The sequence below is a fragment of the Parabacteroides gordonii MS-1 = DSM 23371 genome (assembly GCF_000969825.1).
GTDB lineage: Bacteria > Bacteroidota > Bacteroidia > Bacteroidales > Tannerellaceae > Parabacteroides > Parabacteroides gordonii.
In genome coordinates, this window is record NZ_KQ033919.1 from 2,474,671 (window position 1) to 2,499,796 (window position 25,126).

Genomic DNA, 25,126 nt, shown 5'->3' on the forward strand with positions numbered 1-25,126 from the left:
TGAAAGAGTTCTTATCGAACTCAGGTCAATTGTTAGTATTCTGACAAGTTTACTGTAAAGGGGATGCAATTGTATGCAGATATAAATCTAATAATTTAAATTTATGAACAACGCTTTACTGAAAGAAAATTTTACTGCAAGAGCAGTGGATTCTCAGACGCGGAAGGTGTTATCAAGATCCGGTCTTATAGCTGGATTATGTATATCTTCCCTCGTTTCTTCGTATGCTATTCCTGGTGGAGTGGATGCAGCGAAAGCAAAGAATGAAAGTGTTATGGTCACTCAACAGGCTAAAAAGGTGTCGGGTGTAGTAACGGACAGTGCCGGAGAGCCCATACCGGGTGCCAATGTTGTGCAGAAAGGAACCACAAATGGTACAGTTACTGATGTGGGCGGTAAGTACACCCTAGATGTACCTAATAATGCAACTTTGGTTATTTCTTTTATTGGTTATACTACGAAAGAAATTAAAGTAGGTACCCAGCCTGTGGTAAATGTCAGTTTGGCTGAAGAAGCAATCGGCCTGAATGAGGTGGTTGCGATTGGTTACGGCTATGTGAAGAAAAAAGATTTGACAGGTGCTGTTTCGACTGTATCGGCTGATGATATGGTGATGGGTGGTACGGTAAGTAATGCAGCACAAGCACTGCAAGGTAAAACGGCCGGTGTACAAGTGTCGCAAAGTTCAAAAGCACCGGGAGGTACTATTTCAGTACGTGTCCGTGGTAACAACTCAATCTCGTCTACAAATGAACCGCTTTATGTAGTGGATGGTTTCCCCTCTTCGGAAGGCTTGAATTTGAACCCGAATGATATTGAGTCCATGCAAATACTGAAAGATGCGTCGGCCACGGCCATTTATGGAGCACGTGGGGCGAATGGTGTCGTATTGATTACGACGAAACGAGGAAAAGCGGGTGAAAATAAAATCTCTTACAGTGGTTATCTGGGAGCTCAGAAGGTGGATAATCCGTTCGATTTTATCAATGCAAAGGATTATATGAATTTGCAAAACGCGTTGTATCAGGAGATCGACGGCCAGGCGGGGAACCCGAACGGGGCTTATACGCCGTCGCAATTGCAGTCTACCGTAGATACCGACTGGTTGGATGTCTGTACGCGGACTGCTTTGGTACAAGATCATAACATCCAGTTCCGTGGCGGCTCCGAAAAGACAAAAGTCTTGACCAGTCTTGGATATTATAAGCAAGAGGGTGTTTTGAAGAATACGGATTTTAATCGTATTTCCGGACGTATAAATGTTGACCAAACTATCAACGATTTTATTAAGGCCGGTGCTACGATGTATGCTCATCGTGAACGTTCGAATGCTCAGACTTATAGCGGTAATATTTTGGGCGAGAATGTAATGTTGAGTGTGATGGGTTACGATCCGACGGTAAAGCCTTACAACGAAGACGGCACGTACGGGCGTGTTCCTGGTGGTCGTGGAGATAACCCGCTGGCCAATTTGCTGGAACGTAAGAAAGAGGTGGTAAATGACAAGTTCAACGGGACGGCTTTTCTTGAAATTCGTCCGTTTGAAGGATTTACGGCAAAAGCTACAGCCGGTGTTGAACTGTTACATAATTTCAAAGGCTCTTATTTGCCAAAATCTACTACTTATGCGGGAGAAATAGAAGGAGGTATTGCTTCTACGTATGATTTCAGGGCAACTCGGCAGGTATTTGAAGGTATTTTAAATTATATGAAGACTTTCAACAATATGCACGACTTGAATGTGATGTTGGGATATTCGTATGAGAAGTATAGTGCAGAATCTCGTTCAGCAAACGGAAAAGGCTTCTCTACCGACTTATTCGAATGGAACAATTTGGGAGCTGCTTCCATTAAAGGGGTTTCTTCTGCCAAGACTGAGAATTTGTTGGCTTCATTCTTCGGTCGTGTGAATTATACGTTCAATGATAAATATCTTGCAACGGTAACGGTTCGTCGGGATGGTTCTTCCCGGTTTGGAGCGAATAATCATTGGGGAACATTCCCGTCGGGTTCTTTGGCTTGGCGTGCCAGTGAAGAAGATTTTGTGAAGAATTGGGATGTTTTTAGCAACTTGAAAGTACGTGCAGGTTACGGTGTCACGGGTAACGAACGTATCGGCGACTATGCATCGTATGCTTTGGTTTCTACCAACCATGTCACTTTGGATGGTTCAAGCAATATGCCGGGTACGCATCTTAGCCAAAGTAGTCCTGAAAATGCCAGTTTGAAGTGGGAAACGACAACTCAGTATAATGTTGGTTTCGATATGGGATTTTTTGATAACCGTTTGTCTGTAACGTTGGATGGTTACTGGAAAAAGACAAAAGATTTATTGCTGAAAGTTTCCTTACCTTATTATACCGGCTTTACTTCCGGTCAGCAGAATGTTGGTGAGATCTCGAATCGTGGTTTTGAATTGGATATTACTTCTCATAATTTGACTGGTGATTTCGTTTGGGATACGAAGTTTAATTTGGCACTCAACCGGAATAAGGTATTAGACTTGGGGAGTAGTGGTGACATACGTATCACATCTTCAAAACCGGTGGGAACTGTATCGGAAAATGCTTATGCTATTGTACGTGAAGGAGAGCCTTTGGGCTCTTTGTATGGATGGAAATATATCGGTGTATTGCAGGAAGGAGAGACATATGCTCCACAACCCAATTCCAAACCGGGTGATCCGAAATTCGAAGATGTGAATAATGATGGTAAGATAGATGCCGATGACCGTACGATTATAGGTAATGCCAATCCGGATTTGATTTTTGGTTTGACCAACAACTTTGCCTGGAAAGGATTTGATTTGTCTATTTTCTTCCAGGGATCTATCGGTAACGATTTGTTGAACATGACACGTATGAACTTGGAGTGGAAACGTACAACAGACGCATTGAATCGTTGGACGCCTTCGAACACGAATACGGATATTCCGCGTAACGGTTTCTACTATTCGCAGTATGGTGGATATGTGAACGATCATTTTATCGAAGATGCTTCATTCCTTCGTCTGAAGAATTTGACATTGGGTTATACGATTCCGTTTAAAAAGGTGGTAAGTTCTTGCCGGGTATATTTCTCTGCAGAGAACTTGTTTACAATCACAGGTTATTCCGGTTGGGATCCGGAAGTGGATACGAAAGCTAACGAGGCTGCCCAGTCAGGTGGAAGCCAACAAACGGCGAATGCTGGTGCTGGTATGGATTTCAATGCTTATCCTGCTATGCGTACTTATACGGTAGGTTTGAATATTACGTTCTAATGGAAAGGAGAATTTGAAAATGAATTGTAAGAAATATTTATTAGGTCTGGTTACGATGGGGTTGGTTTCGGCTTGTACCGATCTGGATCCTGAAATATATAGTAATTTGACGACAGCGAATGCTTATGGTACGGAGTCGGATATTGAAGCAGCCGTCGTGGGTTTATATTCGGATATGAATCCTTATCCGGGAGATGCTTGGTTATATTACGGGGGGTATATGATTATGATTACCGATTATGCTACCGATATAGGTTATTCTACTGCGGCTGGCGACCCGACTAAACTGAGTAATATGACGTATGATGCCAGCAACCGTTATTTCAGCAACAACTGGAGGGATATGTATAATGTGGTATCGAATGCCAATACGATTCTGGATAATGTAGATGCTGTCAATATGTCGGAAGAAAAGAAGAACTTGGTGAAGGGACAGGCTAAATTCTTGCGGGCGATGGCTTATCGTGATTTGACAGATGCATGGGGGGCAGTTCCTTTTATCACTTCGTTGGTGAAGAATCCGTTTACCATGAATGATGCGACATTGACTCCGGTAGCCGAAATTGAAGCGACATTGATTTCTGATTTGAAAGAATGTATCAATCTTTTGCCTGCTAGTTGGAGTGGTCAGGATTTGGCTCGTGCCACGAGTGGAGCCGCCGCTACATTGCTGGGAAAGATCTACTTGCGTAATCATGATTATGCGAATGCGAAAACGTATATCGACATGGTGTTGAACAGTGGCCAGTATGAATTGGAAAGTGATTTCAAATATGTATGGTCGGAAAACAACAAATATGGAAAGGAGATGATTTTTGCTTTATTGCATGAAACGGGAAATAATGCTGCCGAGATTGCCTGTCACTTTGGTCCCTCGGATCATCCGGAAGTACCGGGACGTTGGCAATATTATGGTGTATCCCTTCCATTTTGGCGTAGTTATGACAAAGAAGATCCTCGTCGTGAGTTCTTTTATTATGATTATACGGGGGATGCAAAACGTGATGATCAATCTGATTATGGTTTTCGTTACATGGTTCCGGATGAGGGTGTAACGGTTGTTCCGAATGATACGACGAAGTATATGCAAAACGTAGCTACCATGAAATATACCTACGATATGATTTCAGATGCTTATTATGATGGGCGTACGGTTTGTATTTTCCGCTTATCGGATGTGATCCTTTGTAAGGCGGAAATCGAGAATAACTTGAATGGTCCGGCTGCAGCTCTTCCTTACTTGAATCAGATTCGTGCTCGTGCCGGTGCTCCGGAATATGGAAAGCATAATCGTTTCCCGGCTCCTTCAACGAAAGAAGCAATGAACGATGCTATTCTTAAAGAACGTGGTTATGAACTTGTGTTTGAATTCCAGCGTCGTGCAGACTTGATTCGTTTTGGAAAATATGAGGAAGTCGTAAATGCGCATTTAAAGAAGCTGGGTATCGCTCAGCCGACAAATGTAACTTCTAGTTTGCGGTATTTCCCGTATCCGTTGAATGATGCTCAATTGAATCCGAATTTGGCAGCAGAGAATCCTTCACGGTTACCGAAATAAATAATGGGGGAGGATGTGTGGAAAACCGGAAAGGGGTTAGGAGCACATCCTCTTTTTATTTAATTTAATAGTTTAAGATGGATATGAAGCGTTTGATTACAATGGTTGGTGTTATAGGTTGTGTCGTGTTGGTATTTTTTTGTTGGATGAAAAAAAACACATTGAAATCTATTACTTTGACTTCTCCTAATAACACAGCGATGTATAATAAAGTCGATATCTTGTTGGCAAAGCCGGCTCCGGTATATATTGAATATACGGAAAAGAAGACTGGAAAATCGTATCGTTCCCGGATATCCCGAACAGACACGCTTCATCATATTGATTTGTTGCTTTTAAAGGCTAATACCGAATATACATATCGTGTTATTATAGATAATTTATTTAAACAGAAATCGAAAGACTTGACTTTTAAGACCCGTGAACAATCACCTTGGTTGGTGAACCATTGGTTTAATGAGGGGCATCCCCATGACACGACGGCTTTGGGAGACGGAATGATATTAGTATGTTTTGGCCGTCTGCCCGGTTATATGATGCTGATCGACAACGAGGGCGAGGTTCGTTGGTATTGGCAGGTTGAAGATATTGGCGTACGTGCCGTTTCACTGACTCCGCGGGGAACATTCCTGGCAATGTTGCGTCCGTTTGTGAAGGATGTTATAGATGATTATACGATGACTCCGGAGCAAGTACGTAACGATGAACATAAAAAACCGATGCGGCGCGGTTCGATCGGGTTTGCCGGTGGAACTGGATTGGCAGAAGTGTCGCTGACGGGCGAAACGATGTGGCGTCTTGACTTGGATAAGATAGAAAAGGGAAAAGATTATCAAGTGATTCATCATGATATACTAATGGATGAGGATCATCATATACATACATTGTACCGCCCGAAGAAAGTGGCAACAATTTCGGTCAATGGTAAAATGGAGACGGATACATTAGGAGGTGATGGTATTATGGTCATCGACACATTGGGGAATGTATTGAAAAAATGGTCTGCCTGGGATGTATGGGATATTGAGAAGGACCCATATATCGCAGAATATCGTTATGACCGTTTCCATATTAATGGGCTTTGCTTTGATAAAGATGGCAATTATTTATTGTCGGCCCCTATTGAAGATCAGATTTGGAAGGTGGATGCCAAAAGCGGCGAACTAGTCTGGCGTTTTGGGCGTGACGGAGACTTTAAAATGGATACAACGGCTTATTTCTCTTTTCAGCATTCGCCTTATATTATGGAGAATGGCGATCTGATGCTTTTCGATAATGGTTTACATAATCAGCGTTCCGGAGGGAAGGCTTTCCGGTTGGATGAAGAGAACCGTACGGCCGAAACAACAATCAATGCTTTATTACCTGCCGATAAATATACTTCACGGATGGGCAATGCCTCTATGTTGCCAAATGGAAACTTGCTACAGTGCAGTTCGAAGACTGGTTCGGTGATGGTTACGGATAAGAAGGGAAAGGTACTTTGGGAAAGTGTTTTGCACTTTGCACCCTATCGGGCGGTGTACGTACCGGTAGAAACCTGGGATCAATATTTTAAAGAAATCAAGTAAAATGGGACAGGTTTCGCTTCTATATATATTCCTTACGTTCCTGAAATTGGGCGCTACGGCGTTTGGCGGTTATATGTCGCTTATTGCTGTCGTACAGAAGCAGTTAGTAGAAGTAGACAAGAAGCTGAAAGAAGAAGATTTGCTGGATGGCATTTCGTTGACGTCCGTATTACCGGGGCCTGTAGCGGTTAATACGATCGCTTATGTCGGGTACCGCCTGAGGGGAATTTCCGGAGCGATTGTCGCTTTTATCGGGATCATTATTCCTTCCTTTTTGTTGGTGATCCTTCTCTCCTGGTTGTATTTTTCCTATGGTAATATTCCGGCGGTTAAAAATATATTCAGCGGGATTACACCGGCTATCACGGCCCTGATCGTTACGGTAGCAATCGGGATGACGCGTAAGACCGTGAAAGTTCCTATACAATGGGTCATTTGTCTGCTGGCCGCTTTATTGCTGATCTTTATCGGAGGCTTTACGGTTACATTCTTATTGCTTGTAGGTAGTGGAGTAGCCGGCGCTTTCCTGTTCCGTCAGCCTGCCGGGACAGATACGATGTCTACCGGTAAGAATTTTATAGGCAGAAAACAACTGATCATATCCGGTATAGTGTTGTTGTTATTGCTTTGCACGTTGTTATGGGGCGGACAAAGCCCGGAAGCTCCGAAAGATATTCAGATTTTATCTACTTTCTCCGGAATAAGTCTTACCCTGTTTGGCGGAGGTTATGTCGTTATTCCGGCATTACATGAATTGTTCGTGGAGAATCTGAAATGGCTTACTTCGGCTGAGTTTGCGGATGGGATTGCTATCGGGCAGATCACTCCCGGGCCTATTTTTATTACGGCAGCCTTTATAGGCTATAAAGTGGCCGGGGTATTGGGGGCTTTGCTGGCTACTGTTGCCATATTTACTCCACCGGCTGCCCTGACAGTTTTGTTATCCCGTTTTGTAGAAGCGTTAAATCATTCTTCTGTAGTAAAAGCGGCGATGAAAGGTATCCGGGCGGCTGTTATCGGAATGATCTTTGCTTCGGCGATAACGATCGGGCAGACCATTACGCTGTCGGTTGCTGCTGCGGCTATTTTTGTTGTTACATTCTTTATCTCATTTAAATACACAATCAGCCCGATCTACCTGATCCTTGGAGCAGGTGTGGCGGGTTTTATCTTATTCTAATTCTATGAATACAATACAAGGAATACAAATGATTGGAACGCAGCGATCCGGTTCCAATCTGCTGCGTGTGATGCTGGATGGTATAGAACAGATTGTCGCTCCGCATCCACCGCATATTCTTCAGCGTTTCCTGCCCTTATTGCCGAAGTATGGCGACCTGTCGGATCAGTCGAATTTCCATCGGTTGGCAGCGGATATCTGCGAGCTGGTCACGGTAAATCCCGTACCCTGGGAGGGAATAAGCATCCGAACCGATGAAATACTGGCAGCCTGTAAACAGCAAACAGTCTATGAACTGTTCCGTGTAATCTATGAAACGGCAGCCCGTCAAACCGGAGCTTCTTTCTGGCTTTGCAAGAGTATGAAGAATATGTTTTATGCTGAAGGGATCGAGTCTACGGGTATTCAACCTTATTACATCTATCTCTATCGTGACGGACGTGATGTCGCCCTTTCTTTTAAAAAAGCGATTGTAGGAGAAAAGCATATTTATGCGCTGGCTCAAAACTGGAAGAAAGACCAGGAGGCGGCACTTCGCTTAAAAGAAAAGACTGCGGAAGATCATTTTTTTATGCTGAATTATGAAACGCTGATTGCCTGTCCGGAAGAAACGATGCGCCGCCTTTGTAACTTCCTGCATGTCCCTTATTCCGATCGGGTAATGGAGTACTATAAGAGCCGGGAGTCAGAAAATACAGCCGTAGCCGGTAAGATGTGGTCGAATGTAACCAAGCCGATCCTAAAAGATAATACGAATAAGTTCCTGCGTGAATTATCTTCGGAAGATATTACTATCTTTGAATCCGTAGCCGGAGATCTTTTGCAGCAACTGGGGTATTCCTTATGTACTCCCCCTGATCTACTGAGAGATAGCTTTTCCGACAGGGAGATAGCTGTTTTTAATGAAGAAAACAGTCGTTTAAAGAACGCTTTTATTCAGCAGGCCGATTCGACCGACCTCGAGAAAAGGCGTCCGCAGGATGAATTGATCAATCGAATAAAACAATATTAATCGTTAAAAACTAATGCGTATGAAACAAATGCTATTTACTCTGCTTTGTTTGTTTACCTTCAGTAACTTACAAGCTCAAACCGTGCCTACCGACGAGTTGTACGGGCTGGGAACCTGGAATGCCGATTCCCTGGGAAACCATCGGGTAGTCGTTTCGGTAGAGAAACCGTCGGATGCCGTGTTGGCAACGATCGATTGGCGTCGCCGTGATTTGAATCCGGAAGATAAGAATTTGATCGTGGTGGATGCTGCTACGGGAAAACGTATTACCAATGTATGTCGTTTTACAGTGAACCGGGAGAAAGGGGAAGTCGCTTTCCAACCGCAGACGGTTCCGGGCGAATATTATATCTATTACCTGAAGAATGTAATGAGCGGCAGCCCGTATTATCCGACCGTTAATTATCCGCCGTTCGAAAATACGGCTTCAGCCGATTGGGTGAAGAAGAATAAACTGTCGGGAAAGAAAGCGCCGTCGCTTCCGGCTGCGAAGGTGGTACAATTCCAGGCTATAAACCAGTTGAACAGTTTCTATCCGATGGAAGTGATTGCTACGGCTGATGAAACGGCCCGCTTACTGAAAGGGCGTTCGGGAGAAAAATATATCCTGTTCACCGAAGACCGGGAATATCCGATCCGTATGACCACCGATATTCCTTATAAATGGATTGTCGACGACCGTCACGACCATTTCAGCGGCCAGGCGGACAAGGGCGAATATTATGTTTTTCAGTTAGGCGTATGGGCTGCCCGTTCAAAGGTGGAGAACCTGCACGTAGACTTCTCTGCTCTGACAAATACAGCTACCGGCGAACAGATTCCGGCATCTTCATTTACCTGTTTCAATACGGAAGGAACGGATGTAACGGGTACTGTTTTCAAGAAGAACTGTTCTGTTGAGCAAGGCAAGGTTCAGGCGTTATGGATTGGAACCCAGTTGCCCGAACACCTTTCTTCGGGAACGTATCAGGGAACGGTTATTGTGTCTGCCGCCAATGCCGAAAGTAAGACTGTACAGGTTACGTTGAATGTCTCTAAGAATATAATAGCCAATCATGGGGATAATGAACCCTGGCGTCATTCCCGCTTGCGTTGGCTGAACTCACAGATCGGTTTTGATGATGAGGTGATTGCTCCTTACACGCCATTAGTCCTGAAAGATAAAACGATCAGCTGTCTGGGACGTGAAGTGAAGCTGTCTTCTCTCGGACTACCGGCAGATATCACCAGTTACTTTAAAGAAACGATGACCGGTATCGGTACCGATGGCCGTTCTATCCTGGCCGCACCTATGGAACTGGCGGCAGACGGTGGTGCTTGGGAAAATCTGAACTTCGAAATCACAAAACATAAACAGGGAGCTATTGCCTGGAAGGCGTTGAACCAGAACAGCCGTTTTCTGATGGATCTGGAAGGACAAATGGAGTCGGATGGAAATATCGAATATAAGGTGACGCTGGTTGCCCGCGAAAATGCATCCGTCGAAGATATCGGTCTGCGTACTCATCTGGCTCCCGGCATCGGACGTTATATGATGGGACTGGGAGAGAAAGGCGGCTATTGTCCTAACGACCTGCGTTGGAAATGGGATGTTGAAAAGAACCAGGACGGCCCGTGGGTAGGCGATGTAAATGCCGGCCTTCAGATCCGTTTCTACGATAATAAATACGAGCGTCCGCTGAATACGAATTTCTATCATCAGAAGCCATTACATATGCCTCTGTCCTGGTGTAATAACGGAAACGGAGGTATCGACATTAATAACGCTTCCGACGGAACACGGATCAATGCTTATTCCGGCAAACGGGAAGTAAAGAAAGGCGATAAGCTGTATTACTATTTCAATGTGGCAATTACCCCGTTCCGCCCGATCGATACGGATAAGCAATGGCGCGAACGTTATTATCATAGTTATGACTTTATCGAAAAGGTAGAGAAGCTGGGTGCGAATGTGCTGAATATTCACCATGCAACGGGTATCAATCCGTTTATCAACTATCCGTTCCTTCGTACGAAGGAAATGAAGGCTTATATCGATGGCGCACATGCACGGGATATGAAGGTGAAGATCTATAATACTGTCCGCGAGTTGTCTAACAGTTGTGTGGAAATGTATGCCCTTCGCAGTCTAGGTAATGAGATCTTCTCGGAAGGCCCTGGCGGTGGTTTCTCCTGGTTGCAGGAGCATCTGGATCAAAATTATATCGGAGCCTGGTTCGTTCCCCACCTGAAAGATGCTGCGATTGTGAACAGTGGTGTTTCCCGCTGGCATAATTATTATCTGGAAGGACTCGACTGGCTGGTAAAGAATGTCGGTATTGACGGTCTGTATATCGATGACCTGGCATTCGACCGTATGACGATGAAACGTATCCGTAAGGTACTGAACCGTACGAATCCGGGCGCAATGATCGACCTGCATTCCGCTAATCAGTATAATCCGAAGGACGGTTTTGCCAACAGTGCCAATCTTTATCTCGAGCATTTCCCGTATCTGGATCGTTTGTGGTTCGGTGAATATTTTAATTATGATTTCCCACCCGAATTCTGGCTGATTGAAGTATCCGGCATCCCCTACGGATTGATGGGTGAAATGCTGGAAGGCGGCGGTAACCCCTGGCGCGGAATGTTGTATGGCATGACCGGGCGTAGTCCGCGGGTAGACAATGGGCCGTTGTGGCATCTTTGGGATTCATTCGGCATGCAGAAAAGTGAAATGATCGGCTACTGGGTGAAAGATAATCCGGTGAAGACGAACAGCGATAAAACATTGGCAACCATTTACAGCCACCCGGGAGAGAAGACCTTGATCTCGCTGGCTACCTGGGAAGATGGCGATGCTAAGGTCACTCTTTCTGTCGATTGGGCGAAACTGGGTCTCGATCCGTCGAAAGTAACGTTGTATGCTCCGGCCATAGCTGATTTCCAGACCGAAGCAACCTGGAAACCGGGTGATGAGATCACAGTACCTAAAGGGAAAGGCTTGTTAATTATTGCAAAATAACGCAGGCTGATATAGTATAATTGACAGTAAATGTACTCCTTAATTGTATAGGGGGAGAATTGCTCCCCCTATACAATTGTTTATTATTTAAAGAAATTACCATGAAAAAGATTCTCATCCTTCTTTGTGCAACCGCTATATTGCAACCTTTATCTGCACAACAACAGGCTACTGTTTCTGAAAGTGTACAAACGGTTAAAACCTATCCATTCTCCGATCCTGATCCGGTGGCTGATCCTTCCGACCTGTTCTATCCCTATTTTCGTTTTGATGGCTTTGCCGCTAAAGGGGTGGATAAAGAGTGGAAAGTGGTGGCACTTGAAAATGACTATATCAAACTGACTCTTTTTCCCGAAATAGGAGGGAAGATATGGGGAGCAGTGGATAAGACTTCCCAAAAGGAATTTATTTATAACAACCATGTCGTGAAGTTCCGTGATATTGCCATGCGTGGGCCGTGGACTTCCGGCGGTATCGAATTTAACTTCGGCATTATCGGTCATGCTCCGACTTCCAGTACACCTATCGATTACCTGACCCGCCAGAAAGCCGACGGAAGCGTAAGCTGTTATGTATCTTCCTACGATCTGGTGACCCGTACGCTCTGGACAGTGGAAGTAAACCTGCCGAAGGACAAAGCTTATTTTACAACAAAGACAACTTGGCATAACAGTTCTTCCATCGACCAGCCATATTATCAATGGATGAATGCGGGCTATAAGGCAGCCGGAAACGCACAGTTCTGTTATCCCGGAACTAATTATATCGGTCATGGGGGCGAACTATTTTCTTTCCCGCTCGATGAACAGGGCCGTGATATCTCCTGGTATGAAAAGAATGACTTCGGAAACTCCAAATCCTATCATGTGCTGGGTAAATACAACGACTTCTACGGCGCTTATTGGCACGATGACGATTTCGGTTCCATCCATCATGCCGATTACGACGAGAAGCTGGGTATGAAGATATTCCTTTGGGGACTGTCCCGTGAAGGCGGTATCTGGGAAGACCTGCTGACAGATACGGATGGCCAGTATATCGAACTGCAATCCGGCCGCATGTATAACCAACCGGCATCGGGCAGTAGCTTTACTCCGTATAAGCATACCGCATTCGGCCCGCAGGCAACCGACCAGTGGACGGAATACTGGTTTCCGGTGAAAGGCATAAAAGGCGTATCCAAAGCCGGACGTATCGGTGCGTTGAATGTGTTGAGGGAAGACGGTTTCCTGAAACTATATTTCTCTCCGTTGCAACAGCTGTCCACAGAGGTCAAGCTTTATGATGGTGATAAGATGGTTCGTTCCGTTCCTCTTCGTTGTGGCGTTTTGGAGACATGGAAGGATTCTGTTCCATTGGATAATGCGGTTGCTGCCGGAAAGCTGAAAGTGGTAGTCGGCAACGACCTGCTGGTTTATTCGGAAGTCCCGTCGGATAATATTACCAACCGCCCGAAACAATTGCCGTCGGACTTTGACTGGAATTCTGTTTACGGCCTTTATACGCAGGGCGATCAGTGGATGAACCAGAAAGTATACGATAAGGCAGAGAAATACCTCTCCGCTTCATTGGAGAAAGATCCTTATTTCCTTCCGGCGCTGACAAGCCTGGCTTCCCTGTATTACCGGGAAGGACGGTACGAAGAGGCATTGAAGCATTGCCGTACGGCGTTGAGCATTAATACATATCAAGGAGAAGCCAACTATCTGTATGGCTTATGTAACAAGGCGCTTGGAAATAATACCGATGCTAAGGACGGTTTCTCTGTTGCTTCTTATTCCCCATCGGTACGCAGTGCCGCTTATGAAAAGCTGGCGGAAATGTTCCTGATCGATCAGAACTGGGAGAAAGCGGAACATTATGCGTTGAAGAGCCTTGACTTCAATACGCTGAACCTGAGTGCCGATCATGTGCTGATGGTTGTCTATCGTAAGACAAATCAACCGGAAAAAGCGAAAGCGATCATCTCTTCGCTCTTGGAGGAACTTCCGTTGTATCATGTTGCACGGTTTGAAAACTATCTGCTGAATGGTGCGGATAAAAATGACTTCGGATCGTTGATCCGCAACGAACTTCCTTTCGAAACATATATGGAGTTGGCCGAATGGTATGAGTCTGCCGGCTGTGACGAAGAAGCATTGACATTACTGTCTTTTGTCCCCGATTATCCGGTGGCAAACTATAAGAAGGCCTATCTCCTGCATAAGCAAGGCGATGAAGCCGGAAGTCTGGCCGCTCTGGAGAAGGCAAACGCCGGATCTCCCCAGTCGGTATTTCCTTTCCGTCCTTCCACACTGGAAGCATTGAAGTGGGCTGAAACGGTTCGCCCCGACTGGAAGATCGGTTATTATCAAGGTCTTATTTATTGGGCAAACCATAATAAGGAGAAAGCACTCGAACTCTTTAACGGCTGTGGTGAAGCGGATTATGCTCCTTTCTACCTGAGCCGTGCGTCATTGAAGAGCGGCGAAGCCCGGTTGGCCGACCTACTGAAAGCGGAGCAGACAGAAATGTCATGGCGCACCGGTTTTGCATTGATCAACTATTATATCTCCAATAACCAATGGCAGCAAGCGGTTGAAACAGGAAAGAAATACACTAAAAAGTATCCGTCGAACTACTATATCGGTTTGAAGTATGCAAAAGCATTGTGTGAGACAGGCCAGTATCAGCCGTGTATCTCCTTATTAAGTAAGATACAGGTTCTTCCCAATGAAGGTTCTTATGCCGGACGGGCTGTCTACCGTGAAGCCAATTTGTATAAGGCAATGGAACAACTGGGTAAAAAGAGTTATAAACAGGTTTTGAAGAATGTGGAAACATCGAAGGAATGGCCGGAAAACTTAGGCGTAGGCAAGCCTTACGACAATATGATCGACAGTCGCCTGGAAGATTATATGGAAGCGCAGGCATATGCGGGATTGGGCGATAAGCAGAAAGCGGAAGCTTTATTGGCATCCGTTGCCGGTTATCCCTGCGCCCGTTCTCATTTCGGTTCCGGAAACCTATTAAGTGCACTTGCTTTGCGTGAATCGGGAAAACAGGCCGAAGCGGATCGTATGGTGGCTTCATGGGCTACTAGTTTCCCGGAAAATCGTATCGTCCAATGGTGTGCCGCCATTTATAACGGTGAAAAGGAGAAAGCCGCCGGAATGCTTAAATCCCGCAATGATCAGGCGGATACTACGCCGTGGGAAACTTCTTTCCGCGACGCTAACTTTGATTTGATCGTCCGTCTGTTTTCAAATGACGGTAATAGCTTCCGCTAATAGTTTCTCTATAGTGAAACAGTTGTTTCTTCTAGGTGAAACAACTGTTTCATGCCTATGAAACTTTTCTTTTACCTATAGGATACCGCATAGATATATGGAACCGATGATAGCTGTATAGGCGTTGGAACTTGTCTAATCTTAAATTAAAAATAGTATGTGCAGAATAATTAATCTTCTGTTTGGCTTGTTGCTGGTTCTTCCGGTAATGGGACAAACCGGTCAGAGAACTTCTAATCCGGACGATCCTTCCAGGATAACGACAAACCGCAAAGATGGCCGCTTCTTAAGCTCGAGAGGAACTGTCCAGTATATGTTGAAAGAGATGAAACCGGCGTATGCTTTCAATCCGGATTTTACTGAAACAGAATTTAAAGAATGGCAGGCCGGCTTACGTTCTGCAATGCAAGAGCTGATGCATTTCCCGGAGATCGCGGATTCACCCGCCCCTGTTTGTGTCAGGACAGTAAAGCGGGATGGTTACCGGATCGAGAAATGGGAGTCTTATCCGTTACCCGGTAGCGTTGTTCCCTATCTGGTATTGATACCGGATGGTGTCGGTTCCGGACATAAAGTTCCTGCTATGCTTTGTATACCTGGATTTGGTGGTAGCAAAGAAGGGCTGGCAGGTGAGACGGAGGGCGATTATGAACTGACTTCATCACCCGTGGAACCGGTAAAAAAGAATGCGATGGCTTTACATTACGTAAAGAAGGGTTTTGTTGCGGTCGCTGTGGATAATCCGTCATGTGCCGAACTTTCGGACAACGGGCATTTCGACTATCTCAACACTTCGCGTATCTTGCTGGAGATGGGATGGAGTTATCTCGGCCTTACCGCCTGGCAGGACTGGAATATCCTTAACTGGATGAAAACACAAAACTATGTGGATAAAGAACGGATTGTTGTCAGCGGTTTCTCTTTGGGAACCGAGCCGTTAATGGTTCTGGGAGCTTTGGATCCTTCTATCTATGCCTTTGTTTATAATGATTTTATGTGCCGTACGCTCGAACGGATACTCGTAATGACCCAGCCGGATTCGAAGGGAGTTCGTCCTTTCCCCAACTCGATCGAACACCTGATCCCCGGTTTTCTGAAGCAATTCGACTTTCCCGATCTGGTTGCCGCTTTGGCTCCCCGCCCGGTGATCTGTACCGAAGGCGGATTGGATCGTGATTTCAACCTCATAAAGAAAGCGTATCGGTTGTCAGGTAAACCGGATAACTTTACCTTCTATCATTATAAAAAGTTTGCCGATCCGAAAGACCGGAAACAACTGGAGCAGGTTCCGGAAGGAGTGGATCGGGATACTTACTTTAATCTGGCGAATGTAGATCCGAAGAATCATTATTTTAAAGAAGAATGGGTATTGCCCTGGCTGGATGAGTTATTGAAGTAGATTTATTTTACTTATATTTGTAGCATCTAATTAATTATCAATTCTAATAGCATGGAAAACATTTCAAGAAGAACTGCAATTAAGACCGCATTAGTTGGAGGAGCAGCGATAGCTGTATCCGGCCTGGAGGCTGCAAATCCGGCAAAAAAGAAAAAAGCGGAAGCTCCCCAACCCCTGAAAGGGAATATCCGCCATTCCGTAAGTAAATGGTGCTTTGGCGATTATGAGTTGGAAGAGTTTTGCGAAATATGTAAGAAGATTGGTATCGAATCCATCGAATTGCTCGATCCGAAGGACTGGCCAATCGTTCAGAAGCACGGCCTTACCGTGGCGATGGCACAGGGTGCCGGCCTGGGTATCGACAGAGGATTTAATGATCCGAAGCTGCATGACGAGTTAGTTGCCAGCTATGAACAGGTGATCCCGTTGGTTGCCGAAGCCGGACTGACCAATCTGATCTGCTTCTCCGGTAAACGAAACGGACTGACAGACCTGCAAGGTTGGGAAAATTGCGAAAAGGGCTTGAAACGCCTGATGCCGCTGGCTGAAAAACATAATGTGGTCCTTACTATGGAATTACTGAACAGCGTAGGGCATAAAGATTATCAGTGCGATCATACGGTCTGGGGTGTTGAATTATGCCGCCGTGTAGGTTCACCCAACTTCAAATTATTGTATGATATCTACCACATGCAGATCATGGAAGGGAATATCATCGAAAATATCCAGAAGTATCACCAATATTTCTCCCATATTCATACCGGAGGTAACCCTGGTCGGGCGGAGATCGATGAAACACAGGAATTGTATTATCCGGCTATCATGAAAGCGATAGTAGAGACCGGCTATAAAGGATTTGTAGGGCAGGAGTTTGTTCCCCGCCAGCCGGATAAGATCGCTTCCCTTGAAAAATGTATCCGTATCTGTGATGTCTGATAAGATGAGTAAGATAAGAATGATACAGCTTTGCATCCTGTTCTTCGCTCTCGTGTTCGCAGGATGTAAACCCGAAGGATCGTTTACTCCGGGTGAATTGTGGCCGGACAATAACGGCGTGCATATTAACGCTCACGGTGGCGGTATCTTGCATGTCGGAGATACTTATTACTGGCTTGGTGAACATAAGACAGAAGGAACTGCCGGGAATAATGCGTTGGTGGGTGTCCATTGCTATTCTTCCAAAGATTTATATAACTGGAAAGATGAAGGCGTCGCTTTATCCGTTGTGAAAGACGATCCTACGCATAGTATTGCGGAAGGTTGTATCCTGGAACGTCCTAAGGTGATCTATAACAAAAAGAATAATAACTATGTGATGTGGTTCCATCTGGAACCTAAAGGAGCTGGTTATTCCGGTGCGCTTAGCGGTATCGCTGTCAGCGACCAGGCGGCAGGCCCTTATAAATTTCTCCGTGCCGTTCGTCCGAATGCCGGTTACTGGCCGCAGAATGTGCAGGATGTACATAAGACTAAGGTGCCTTTGACTGATCGTGAAGGTTTTACAGGCGGTAGTCTGCCTGCACATCCCGATAGCCTGAACCTCTTGGGACGGGATATGGAAGGCGGCCAGATGGCGCGCGATATGAATCTTTTCGTAGACGACGATGGTAAAGCGTATCATATCTACTCTTCCGAGGAGAATAGTACATTGCATATCTCTCAACTGACAGATGATTATACAAACTATTCCGGTACTTATTCCCGCTTCTTCCCCGGACGTTTTATGGAGGCGCCGGCCATGTTCAAACGTGACGGTAAATATTATCTGATCATGTCCGGTTGTACAGGTTGGGCACCGAATGCCGGTCGTTCGGCTGTAGCTTCTTCTATCTGGGGGCCTTGGGAAGAACTTGAAAATCCGTTTGTCGGATCGGATGCCGACCTTTCTTTCCATTCGCAGAGTACGTATGTATTACCTGCTCCGGGCAAACCGGGACAGTTCATCTATATGGGCGACCGCTGGACTCCCGAGAATGCGATCGATGGCCGTTATATCTGGCTTCCCATCCGCTTTGAAGGTGACCAGCCTGTCATAGAATGGCTGGATAAATGGAGCTACTGATTTTTTTTATAAATTCATCAGGGCCATATCAATAAATTGATTTAATCTTGATTAATTTTGCAGCTTCGCTTTCGCGGGGCTGCAAAATTTGTTTTGTGGCAATAGATCTTTAATACATAATAAACATTTGAAATGAAACCTTCTTTATCAGTTACTTCACGACAATTAATGTGGAGGGAAATGCATGATTATCTGATGATCGCTCTGGGAATGCTTTCCTATGCCATCGGGTGGACTGTCTTTCTGTTGCCCAATGACATTACTACCGGAGGGGTGCCGGGTATTGCTTCTATTGTATATTGGGCAACCGGCCTGAATGTACAGTATACCTATTTTGCGATTAACGGTGGCCTACTGATCGCTTCTCTGGTTGTTCTTGGATGGAAGTTCAGTGTGAAAACTATTTTTGCCGTATTGGTCATGACTTTTATCCTGCCTATTATCCAGAGTGCGACATCCGGTTTGCACTTACTTGGTGATCAGCCGTTCATGGCTTGCGTGATCGGTGCTTCTTTTTGTGGAAGTGGTATCGGTATCGCTTTTTCTGCCAACGGCAGTTCGGGAGGTACGGATATTATTGCCGCAATCATCAATAAGTACCGTGATATTACATTGGGACGCGTGATCCTGATGACGGATATGATTATTATTTCTTCCAGTTATTTCGTACTGCACGATTGGGAGAAGGTTGTTTATGGTTTTGCCACCCTTTATATTTCCAGCTTTGTGCTCGACCAGGTGGTGAACAGTGCGCGTCAGTCTGTACAGTTCTTCATCATTTCCAAGCAATATGAAGAGATTGGACGCCGTATCAATAAAGATCTGCACCGTGGGGTGACGGTGATTGACGGAACCGGACTGTACACCGGCCTGGGGATTAAGATGATGTTCGTTCTGGCCAAAAAGCGCGAATCGACCACTATCTTCCGCTTGATCAAGGATATAGACCCGGAAGCATTCGTCTCACAGAGTTCTGTCATCGGTGTGTACGGGGAAGGGTTCGACCATATTAAAGTGAAATAATGACTCTCTATAATAACTTTTATTCAGGCACGGATCTCACAAATTCCGTGCCTGAATAGTTTGTTGAAAAGCTTTTGTACATAGTTTTCCCCACTACAATGGGGATAATGCCCCACTATAATGGGTATGAATCCCCGCTTATATGGGGAAAACTCCCCACTCTAAAAAAATAAATGGGGAATTTTGATGACAATTTAGGACATTCATTCTTCTTCCCAATTTAACCTATTATAATAAAAATGAGTTATATTTGCAGTTGTTGGTGTGTTTGTTCTAACAGAACTATTTCTCCAACCGTTTAATTTAAAAGAGATAGATATGTTTTGATGAATAATACTATTGGGAAATTTTCAAATTATATAATCTTAATACTAATGCTTACTTAATTTTGATGTAATGTGAGTGTAATACAGTGTCTCTATTTTTGCGCACCCAATTGCCGTTGAGGCGCTATTACAATAATTATAAGTAGTTGTTTATATGCAAATATCCGATGAAAAGTTATGGGAATCATGCTTGACGGGGAATAAAGAGGCTTTTAAGGAAATCTACTGCCGCTTTTATTCTCTGTTATATAATTATGGTTCTAAATTAGTCTCAGACCAGGATTTGGTGAAAGATTGCATACAGGATATTTTCATTAAACTGATTCAGAATTATCAGTCTCTTTCTTCGACTCCGAATGTAAGAGGATATCTGTTAAAAGCCCTGCGTAACAAATTATATGATACATTGGAAAAGGAAAGAACCACCGATGATATATCCCTTTATGAAGAAACGTTTATAACTGACGAATTACTCCCTTTACTTTCTTTCGATGATTCGGATACAGATCATCGCGCTAAACATTTGATGAAGGTTTTTTCCGAATTGTCCCCTCATCAGCAGGAGATCATCTATCTTTATTATGTAAATGAACTGAAGCATGAAGAGATTGCAGAGATTATGGAAATAAATTATCAATCCAGTAAAAACCTATTATTCAGGTCTTTGTCTAAGCTGAGAAGATTATATTTGAAAAATAATTGATTTTTATTCCGGAAAGTGAGTACCAAATGAAAATTTCCCCGTAATAAAGGCAAAAAGGGGTTACTCGTGGATAAAAAACAAAATATATCAGATAAACAATCATTTGAACAGGCTGGCCAGGACTTGCTTAAAAAGGTGCGTGTGGCGGAGAAAAAGGAGTTGCGTGAGGCGTTGAACTCATGGCAGGAAATAGAGGCACATTTGGAAAAGCCCCGTTCCGCATCCGGCTTTTATATCCGTCGTATCCTTTCCATTGCTGCTTCTATTGCGGTTCTTCTCTCGATTGGAATTTACTATTGGATGGAGACAGAGAATGACTCATTCATGTCATTGGCTTTGTTGGAAACGCCAGCTTCTTCCTTGTCCGGTGATGAGATCGTCCTGATAGAAAATGAAGATAAAATGCAATTGAAAGACGAATCTTCTATCCGATATGATGCCCAAGGTAAATCGAATGTGGAAGAGCATGTTATCAAGAAGGAAGCGGCTGTCGAAAGAGAAGAGAAGAAAGATGAAGTAAACCAAATCATTGTGCCGAAGGGGAGAAGGGCTAATGTTACATTTTCAGATGGTACCAGAATGCATGTAAATGCCGGTACGCGGGTTATTTATCCGGCTGTATTCAAAAAAGATAAAAGGGAAATATTGGTGGAAGGTGAAGTTTATCTGGAGGTTGAGAAAGATCCTTCACGTCCTTTTATAGTCAAGACGAATGGATTTGACGTGAAAGTGCTTGGGACTGAATTCAATGTATGTGCATATAAAGAGGATACTTCAGCCTCTGTGGTTCTGGTGAACGGAAGTGTGGAGGTTCGGATGGGTAGGAATAAAAAATCACAGCTTTCTCCCAGCCAGCGGATTGAAATCGATGAGAAGGGTTCGAATATAAGCGAAGTAGATGTATTTGAATATATTTGTTGGAAAGATAATATGATGTTACTGAACGGTCGGAAAGCTGGAGAGACTCTCGACCGTCTTTCGCGCTATTATGGACGTGGTATCTGGTATAATGAAGAAATAGGAAATATTCCTCTTTCCGGAAAACTGGACTTGCGTGAGAACATTGAAGATGTGATCAATATCCTTTGTCAGTCTTTGTTCCTGCAATACAAAACTGATGCGAACAATAACATAATAATATCAAAATAGAATGCCTATGTAAAAGACGTCGAGTAAAAAAACGAACCGAATGATACGGCCATATCACCCGGTTCAATAGTTTTTGTTTAATCTATTAATTTATGTATCAAAGAAAAAACATTACAAATGTATGAAAAAGAATGAAGAATTCAGCCGAAAACCGGCTCATTTTCTTAAAAGTGCATGTCTAGCCTTATGTCTGGTAAGTTATGGAGGATCTGCTATCTGTGCAGCATCAGTCTATGCGGAGCAAACCACATTGACTGTCCGCATGAACAACCGGACTGTAAAAGATGTATTTAATTACATTGAAAAGAACAGTGAATTTATTTTTGTGTACCATGGTTCAAATATTAATTTGAACAGGAGGGTGAGTGTGGACGTTAACAGCAAACCTGTTGAAACCATTTTGGATAATATGTTTGCCGGAACGGATATTGAGTATATTATTAATGACCGTCAGATTATCATCCGTAGAAATGAAACGAAAGTAAAGCAAATGCCTGTGGCGGCTCCTCAACAGGAAAAGAAAATTACTGTAACAGGAAATGTCAAAGATGGGACAGGCGAGCCACTGATCGGTGTGAATGTCTTGGTGAAAGGTACAACTATCGGTGGTATAACGGATATAGATGGTAATTTCTCTTTATCGGAAGTGAATCCCGATGCAACGATCAGTATTTCTTATATAGGTTACAGGACACAAGATATTGCGTTGAAAGGGAAAAGTGCGCTGAATATCACCCTGAGCGAAGATAGCGAATCGCTGGATGAAGTGGTTGTTATCGGTTACGGTACACAGAAGAAAGTGGATTTATCCGGAGCGGTGGCAACTGTTTCAACAAAAGTATTGGAAAACCGTCCGGTTTTGACAGTCGGACAAGCTCTGCAGGGATCGGTTGCTAACATGACAGTTTCGATCGGTAGTGGTCAGGCTACGGATTCTCCAACATTTAACATACGTGGTACAACCTCTATTAACGGCGGTGATCCGTTGATCGTTATCGATGGAGTAGTTTCTACCTCGGAAGAATTAAACCGTATGAATCCTTCCGATATTGGAAGCATCTCCGTTCTGAAGGACGCTGCTTCGGCTGCTATCTATGGTTCACGTGCAGCATTCGGTGTAATTTTGGTGACAACGAAGACGGCAGGACAGGAAAAACTGACCGTTAATTATAGTAACAATTTTGCCATGCGTAAGTTGAGTAGTATGGCAGAGGTGATTACTGACCCTTATACAGTGGCAACGGCACGTAATGATTTCTACTATCCCTGGGGTGTTAATCATAATCAGGAAGAGTTAGAATATGCGAAACGTGTTTCGTCTGATCCGAGCGTATCTCCTTATTTCTTGAAGCCGGATGGAACTTATGCTTATTTCGGTCAGACCGATTGGTTTGGTGAAGCCTATAAAAACCTGGCATTCTCAACGAACCACACTGTCGATGTCTCTGGAAAGACCGACCGGCTGAACTACTATTTCTCTGCCGGTTATAACTTCCAGGATGGTATGGTTTCGCAAGGAACAGATAAGTTCAACCGATACAATCTTCGTTCCAAACTGGACTTCAAACTGACTGATTGGTGGACGTTGGGCAATAATACTAGTTTGGTAATTTCTGATTATGATGCTCCTTACTTTTTGGGAGATGATTATTATTGGGCTGTGAACCGTCGTAATGCATTGGTGCCTATAAAGAATCCGGATGGTTCTTATACTGAAGACGGCGCCGCTATCATGGGACGTTTTGCGGAAGGTGGACGTAAGAAAGAAAACAAAACAACCTTGACAACGCAGTTTACGACTAAGCTGGACATTATTAAAGATGTTCTTTTTGTTAACGGTTCGTTTGCCTATGTCGCTAACCGGAATAATAAGGACGGTGCGCAATTGTCTGTTCCTTACCGGAAAGGTCCGGAAACTCCTATTCTGTATCAGAACTCGGTTTCTTCCGCTTTCTTTGATAATACGGAAGCGTCAACGGTTACTTTCGATGCGTATGCAACTTTCCATAAGTTGTTTAATGACAAGCACGATTTCACGGCGATGGCGGGTTACAACCAGGAAAGCTGGAGTGAATCTTATGAGTATGCTCAGCGCAAAGAGCTGATTACTGACGGACTGCCTACACCGAATCTGGCTACGGGTGACATGACTGTTACTCAACGTATTAGAGAGTTGTCTTTCCGAAGTGTTTTTGGGCGTTTGAATTATACGTATGATAATCGTTATATCTTGGCGGTGAATGCCCGTTATGATGGAACCTCACGTTTCCCGACAGATTCCCGCTTTGTGTTCAACCCGTCCGGATCTGCTGCATGGGTCATTTCACAGGAAGGTTTCTTTGAGCCTCTTAGAGATGTGGTTAACTTCCTGAAATTACGTTTTTCTTATGGTAGTTTGGGTAATCAATATCTGAAAGACAATTATTATCCTTATTTGGCAACGATGAGTTCCGATAAGTCGAAAGTCATATTGGATGGCAAACAACCTGTCTATGTTTCTTCTCCGGGATTGGTTGCCGGCGACTTAACTTGGGAAACGGTGACGACTGCTGACTGGGGTATGGATGTCAACTTCTTCAATAATCGTTTGACGGCAACAGTTGATGGGTATATTCGTCGTACGAAAGACATGTTGAGAACTGGTGCGAAGCTACCGTCAGTATTGGGTACGGCTGTTCCGTTGGAAAATGCTGCTGACCTGAAAACTACCGGTTGGGATTTGACAATCAATTGGCGTGACCAATTCAAGCTGGCAGGCAAACCATTTAATTATGGTGTGAGCTTTAATATTGGTGACAGCCGTTCTTGGATTACGAAGTATGCAAATACGACAGGTAGTTTAAGTGATGGCGAACATTATGTAGGAAAAGAATGGGGTGAAATCTGGGGGTTGGTGAATGATGGTTTCTTTACTTCTCAGGAAGATATCAATAATAGTGCCGACCATACAGAGGTTGATCCGTATCCCGGTACACCTCCTATGGCTCCTGGTGACGTTAAATATAAAGATTTAAACGGCGATGGCAAGATTAATAAAGGCGCTAACACATTGGCCGACCATGGTGACTATACGGTCATAGGTAATGATCAGGCTCGTTATGCTTTCGGTTTCACTGCTAATGGCGATTGGAACGGATTCGATTTCAGTATATTTATACAGGGTATTATGAAAAAGGATTATTATCCGACTCGCGACCCATATTTCTGGGGTATGTATTATGATCCGTGGACAAATCTTACGTATGGTAACTACAACGACCATTGGACAACCGAAAATACGAATGGATTCTTCCCGCGTGTTAAGTCTTACCAAGCGTATGTTGCCGATAGGGGGCTGGCTATTCCGCAGACACGTTACTTGCAGAATGCAGCTTATGCTCGTCTGAAGAACCTGACGGTCGGTTATACGCTTCCGCAAAAATGGGTGGAAAAGGTTAATATCAGTCGCCTTCGTATTTTCTTCTCCGGCGATAACCTGTGTGAAATCACTGGTCTTTACAAATACTATAAGATGGATCCGGAATGTTTGGGCGGACAGATTTATCCGTTGCAGCGCTCCTATTCTTTCGGTTTAAATGTTACATTCTAATTTTAGCAAGACATAAGTT

At 44.2% G+C, this 25,126-nt stretch carries 14 protein-coding genes; all 14 read left to right on the plus strand.

The features are described from left to right. Positions 1-103: 103 nt before the first annotated feature. The gene (locus HMPREF1536_RS09515) at positions 104-3,262 is read left to right on the plus strand and encodes a SusC/RagA family TonB-linked outer membrane protein (RefSeq protein ID WP_028730145.1); all 3,159 of its coding nucleotides are present in this window, start codon (positions 104-106) and stop codon (positions 3,260-3,262) included. A 19-nt stretch (positions 3,263-3,281) separates the two neighbouring features. Then, the gene (locus tag HMPREF1536_RS09520; RefSeq protein ID WP_028730146.1) at positions 3,282-4,820 is read left to right on the plus strand and encodes a RagB/SusD family nutrient uptake outer membrane protein; all 1,539 of its coding nucleotides are present in this window, start codon (positions 3,282-3,284) and stop codon (positions 4,818-4,820) included. 200 nt (positions 4,821-5,020) lie between these two features. After that, positions 5,021-6,391: an aryl-sulfate sulfotransferase gene (locus tag HMPREF1536_RS09525; RefSeq protein ID WP_209435514.1), complete on the plus strand. Its 1,371-nt coding sequence runs from the start codon at positions 5,021-5,023 to the stop codon at positions 6,389-6,391. Position 6,392: 1 nt separating this feature from the next. After that, positions 6,393-7,571, plus strand: a complete 1,179-nt coding sequence (gene chrA / locus HMPREF1536_RS09530; protein ID WP_044193570.1) for a chromate efflux transporter — start codon at positions 6,393-6,395, stop codon at positions 7,569-7,571. A 28-nt stretch (positions 7,572-7,599) separates the two neighbouring features. Next, positions 7,600-8,583, plus strand: coding sequence for a sulfotransferase family protein (locus HMPREF1536_RS09535; protein WP_233426401.1), 984 nt, complete (start codon positions 7,600-7,602; stop codon positions 8,581-8,583). Positions 8,584-8,602: 19 nt separating this feature from the next. Then, positions 8,603-11,587, plus strand: a complete 2,985-nt coding sequence (locus HMPREF1536_RS09540) for a glycoside hydrolase domain-containing protein (protein WP_028730150.1) — start codon at positions 8,603-8,605, stop codon at positions 11,585-11,587. A gap of 101 nt (positions 11,588-11,688) precedes the next feature. Continuing rightward, entirely contained in the window at positions 11,689-14,856 is a 3,168-nt protein-coding gene (locus HMPREF1536_RS09545) for a DUF5107 domain-containing protein (protein ID WP_028730151.1), read from the plus strand. A gap of 208 nt (positions 14,857-15,064) precedes the next feature. Next, the gene (locus HMPREF1536_RS09550; protein ID WP_044193665.1) at positions 15,065-16,255 is read left to right on the plus strand and encodes an alpha/beta hydrolase family protein; all 1,191 of its coding nucleotides are present in this window, start codon (positions 15,065-15,067) and stop codon (positions 16,253-16,255) included. Between the two features lie 51 nt (positions 16,256-16,306). Next, positions 16,307-17,191: a hydroxypyruvate isomerase family protein gene (locus HMPREF1536_RS09555; protein WP_028730153.1), complete on the plus strand. Its 885-nt coding sequence runs from the start codon at positions 16,307-16,309 to the stop codon at positions 17,189-17,191. A gap of 19 nt (positions 17,192-17,210) precedes the next feature. After that, complete coding sequence (locus HMPREF1536_RS09560; RefSeq protein WP_225608065.1) at positions 17,211-18,317, plus strand: glycoside hydrolase family 43 protein; 1,107 nt, start codon at positions 17,211-17,213, stop codon at positions 18,315-18,317. A gap of 132 nt (positions 18,318-18,449) precedes the next feature. Further along, positions 18,450-19,340, plus strand: a complete 891-nt coding sequence (locus tag HMPREF1536_RS09565; RefSeq protein ID WP_028730155.1) for a YitT family protein — start codon at positions 18,450-18,452, stop codon at positions 19,338-19,340. A gap of 480 nt (positions 19,341-19,820) precedes the next feature. Continuing rightward, positions 19,821-20,369 (plus strand): RNA polymerase sigma factor, encoded by a 549-nt coding sequence (locus HMPREF1536_RS09570; RefSeq protein WP_028730156.1) that lies wholly within the window; start codon positions 19,821-19,823, stop codon positions 20,367-20,369. Between the two features lie 66 nt (positions 20,370-20,435). Beyond that, positions 20,436-21,518: a FecR family protein gene (locus HMPREF1536_RS09575; protein ID WP_028730157.1), complete on the plus strand. Its 1,083-nt coding sequence runs from the start codon at positions 20,436-20,438 to the stop codon at positions 21,516-21,518. A 121-nt stretch (positions 21,519-21,639) separates the two neighbouring features. After that, the gene (locus HMPREF1536_RS09580) at positions 21,640-25,107 is read left to right on the plus strand and encodes a TonB-dependent receptor (RefSeq protein ID WP_044193572.1); all 3,468 of its coding nucleotides are present in this window, start codon (positions 21,640-21,642) and stop codon (positions 25,105-25,107) included. Positions 25,108-25,126 lie beyond the last annotated feature (19 nt).

Bases quoted from the DNA above. Each gene is read 5' to 3' on its own strand.
- chrA (WP_044193570.1), top strand. From the start codon at position 6,393: ATGGGACAGGTTTCGCTTCTATATATATTCCTTACGTTCCTGAAATTG.
- HMPREF1536_RS09580 (WP_044193572.1), top strand. From the start codon at position 21,640: ATGAAAAAGAATGAAGAATTCAGCCGAAAACCGGCTCATTTTCTTAAA.
- HMPREF1536_RS09555 (WP_028730153.1), top strand. From the start codon at position 16,307: ATGGAAAACATTTCAAGAAGAACTGCAATTAAGACCGCATTAGTTGGA.
- HMPREF1536_RS09535 (WP_233426401.1), top strand. From the start codon at position 7,600: ATGATTGGAACGCAGCGATCCGGTTCCAATCTGCTGCGTGTGATGCTG.
- HMPREF1536_RS09570 (WP_028730156.1), top strand. From the start codon at position 19,821: ATGCAAATATCCGATGAAAAGTTATGGGAATCATGCTTGACGGGGAAT.
- HMPREF1536_RS09540 (WP_028730150.1), top strand. From the start codon at position 8,603: ATGAAACAAATGCTATTTACTCTGCTTTGTTTGTTTACCTTCAGTAAC.
- HMPREF1536_RS09525 (WP_209435514.1), top strand. From the start codon at position 5,021: ATGTATAATAAAGTCGATATCTTGTTGGCAAAGCCGGCTCCGGTATAT.
- HMPREF1536_RS09545 (WP_028730151.1), top strand. From the start codon at position 11,689: ATGAAAAAGATTCTCATCCTTCTTTGTGCAACCGCTATATTGCAACCT.
- HMPREF1536_RS09560 (WP_225608065.1), top strand. From the start codon at position 17,211: ATGATACAGCTTTGCATCCTGTTCTTCGCTCTCGTGTTCGCAGGATGT.
- HMPREF1536_RS09550 (WP_044193665.1), top strand. From the start codon at position 15,065: ATGGGACAAACCGGTCAGAGAACTTCTAATCCGGACGATCCTTCCAGG.
- HMPREF1536_RS09520 (WP_028730146.1), top strand. From the start codon at position 3,282: ATGAATTGTAAGAAATATTTATTAGGTCTGGTTACGATGGGGTTGGTT.
- HMPREF1536_RS09515 (WP_028730145.1), top strand. From the start codon at position 104: ATGAACAACGCTTTACTGAAAGAAAATTTTACTGCAAGAGCAGTGGAT.
- HMPREF1536_RS09565 (WP_028730155.1), top strand. From the start codon at position 18,450: ATGAAACCTTCTTTATCAGTTACTTCACGACAATTAATGTGGAGGGAA.